Genomic DNA, 2773 nt, shown 5'->3' with positions numbered 1-2773 from the left:
CTCCGGACCCCCTTGCCCCCGCCTCCTCCCCTCCCAGGAGTTCACCGTGCGCATCGCGGTCACCGGCTCCATCGCCACCGACCATCTGATGACCTTCCCCGGCCGGTTCGCCGACCAACTGCTGCCCGACCAGCTCGACCACGTCTCGCTCTCCTTCCTCGTCGACGCGCTCGACGTGCGCCGCGGCGGCGTGGCCGCCAACATCACCTTCGGCCTCGGCGCCCTCGGCCTGCACCCGCTCCTCGTCGGCGCGGTGGGCCCGGACTTCGCCGCGTACGAGGTGTGGCTCAAGGAGCACGGCGTCGACACCGGCGGCGTCCACGTCTCCGCCGAACGGCAGACCGCCCGCTTCATGTGCCTGACCGACCAGGACGGCAACCAGATCGCCTCCTTCTACGCCGGCGCCATGCAGGAGGCCCGCGACATCGACCTGCCGCGCCTCGCCTTCACCGCCGACCGGCCCGACCTCGTCGTCGTCTGCCCCGACGACCCCGCCGCGATGGTGCGGCACACCGCCGCCTGCCGCGACCACCAGGTGCCCTTCGCCGCCGACCCCTCCCAGCAGTTGGCCAGGCTCGACGGCGACCAGGCCCGCGAACTGGTCCGCGGCGCGGCCTGGCTGTTCACCAACGAGTACGAGTCGGCCCTGCTCCGCGAGCGCACCGGCTGGGACCGGGACGCCATCCTGGAGCAGACCGGCGCCTGGGTCACCACCCTGGGCGCCGGCGGCGTCCGCATCGAACGGCGCGGCCTGCCCGCGCTCACCGTGCCCGCCGTCCCCGACACCGCCGTCGCCGACCCCACCGGCGCGGGCGACGCGTTCCGGGCCGGCTTCCTCGCCGGCCTCAGCCGCGGCCTGTGCCTCGGCGCGGCCGCCCGCCTCGGCTGCGTCACCGCCTCCGCCGCCCTCGCCACCGTCGGCCCCCAGGGCTACCGCGCCGACCTGGACGACATCCACACCACCGCTCACCGGGCGTACGGCGCCGAGGCCGCCGAACGCATCACCGCCGCCCTGCGCCGCACCGGCCCCCCGGAGCCCCCCGCATGACGACCTCCTCCGCCCCCTCCTTCTCCTTCGAGTTCTTCCCGCCGAAGACCGAGGCCGGCGAGCGCACCCTGTGGCGCGCCCTGCGCGAAGTCGAAGCCCTGCGCCCCGACTTCGTCTCCGTCACCTACGGCGCGGGCGGCTCCTCCCGGGACCGCACCGTCGCCGTCACCCGCCGCATCGCCGCCGAGACCACGCTGCGGCCCGTCGCCCACCTCACCGCCGTCGGGCACTCCGTGGCCGAGCTGCGGCACATCATCGGCCAGTACGCCGACGCCGGCATCCGCGACGTCCTCGTCCTGCGCGGCGACCCGCCCGGCGACCCGCAAGGCCCCTGGACGCCGCACCCGGCCGGCCTCACCCACGCCCGCCAACTGGTCGAACTCGTCCGCTCCCTGGGCGACTTCCGCATCGGCGTCGCCGCCTTCCCCGAGCGCCACCCGCGCTCCCCGGACTGGGACAGCGACATCCGCCACTTCGTCGCCAAGTGCCGGGCGGGCGCCGACTACGCCATCACCCAGATGTTCTTCCACGTGGAGGACTACCTGCGGCTGCGGGACCGGGTGGCGGCCGCCGGCTGCGACATCCCGATCATCCCGGAGATCATGCCCGCCACCGACGTCCGGCAGATCGCCCGGTTCGCCGAACTGAGCGGCGCGAGCTTCCCGACCGACCTGGCCGACCGCCTCCACGCGGCCCGCCACGACCCCGCCGAGGGCCACCGCGTCGGCGTCGCCACCGCCACCGCCATGGCCGAGCGCCTGCTCGCCGAAGGCGCCCCCGGCCTGCACTACATCACCCTCAACAAGTCCACCGCGACCCGCGAGATCCACCACAACGTCCTGGGCCTGATCCCCTCCCCGTCCCTCCCTCTCCAAAGGAGCACCCGTGTCTGCCAACCCTCCCTCTGACGTCACCGACTTCAAGGTCGCCGACCTCTCCCTGGCCGAGTTCGGCCGCAAGGAGATCACCCTCGCCGAGCACGAGATGCCGGGCCTGATGGCGATCCGCGCCGAGTACGCCGCCGCCCAGCCGCTGGCCGGCGCCCGGGTCACCGGCTCCCTGCACATGACCGTGCAGACCGCCGTCCTGATCGAGACCCTGGTCGCGCTCGGCGCGCAGGTCCGCTGGGCGTCCTGCAACATCTACTCCACCCAGGACCACGCCGCCGCCGCCATCGCCGCCGCCGGCATCCCGGTCTTCGCCTGGAAGGGCGAGACCCTCCAGGAGTACTGGTGGTGCACCGAGCAGGCGCTGACCTGGTCCGACAGCCCCACCGGCGGCCCCAACATGATCCTCGACGACGGCGGCGACGCCACCGTCCTGGTCCACCAGGGCGTGGAGTACCGCAAGACCGGCGCCCTCCCCGCCCCCGCCAACGAGGAACTGGCCGCCGTCCGCGCCCTCCTGGAGTCCAGCGCCCTGGACTGGCCCGCCATCGCCGCCGGCATCCGCGGCGTCACCGAGGAAACCACCACCGGCGTCCACCGCCTCTACGAGATGCACCGCGACGGCGCTCTGCTCTTCCCGGCGATCAACGTGAACGACGCCGTCACCAAGTCGAAGTTCGACAACAAGTACGGCTGCCGCCACTCCCTGGTCGACGGCATCAACCGCGCCACCGACACCCTCATCGGCGGCAAGACCGCCGTCGTCTGCGGCTACGGCGACGTCGGCAAGGGCTGCGCCGAGTCCCTGCGCGGCCAGGGCGCCCGCGTCATCGTCACC

Annotated in this window: 3 protein-coding genes; all 3 read left to right on the top strand. The window is 73.8% G+C overall.

Annotated elements, in window-relative coordinates:
• Positions 1-46 precede the first annotated feature (46 nt).
• Positions 47-1048 (top strand): carbohydrate kinase family protein, encoded by a 1002-nt coding sequence (locus C6N75_RS20510; protein WP_105870377.1) that lies wholly within the window; start codon positions 47-49, stop codon positions 1046-1048.
• Positions 1045-1956 (top strand): methylenetetrahydrofolate reductase [NAD(P)H], encoded by a 912-nt coding sequence (gene metF, locus C6N75_RS20505; protein WP_105870376.1) that lies wholly within the window; start codon positions 1045-1047, stop codon positions 1954-1956. Before C6N75_RS20510 ends, metF begins: the two co-directional genes overlap by 4 nt.
• The coding region (locus C6N75_RS20500) for an adenosylhomocysteinase (RefSeq protein WP_105870375.1) at positions 1934-2773 on the top strand (840 nt) is incomplete at its 3' end. The genes metF and C6N75_RS20500, both read left to right, overlap by 23 nt.

The organism is Streptomyces solincola (assembly GCF_002982015.1).
Lineage (GTDB): Bacteria > Actinomycetota > Actinomycetes > Streptomycetales > Streptomycetaceae > Streptomyces > Streptomyces solincola.
This window is presented reverse-complemented; position numbering and strand designations above follow the sequence as displayed.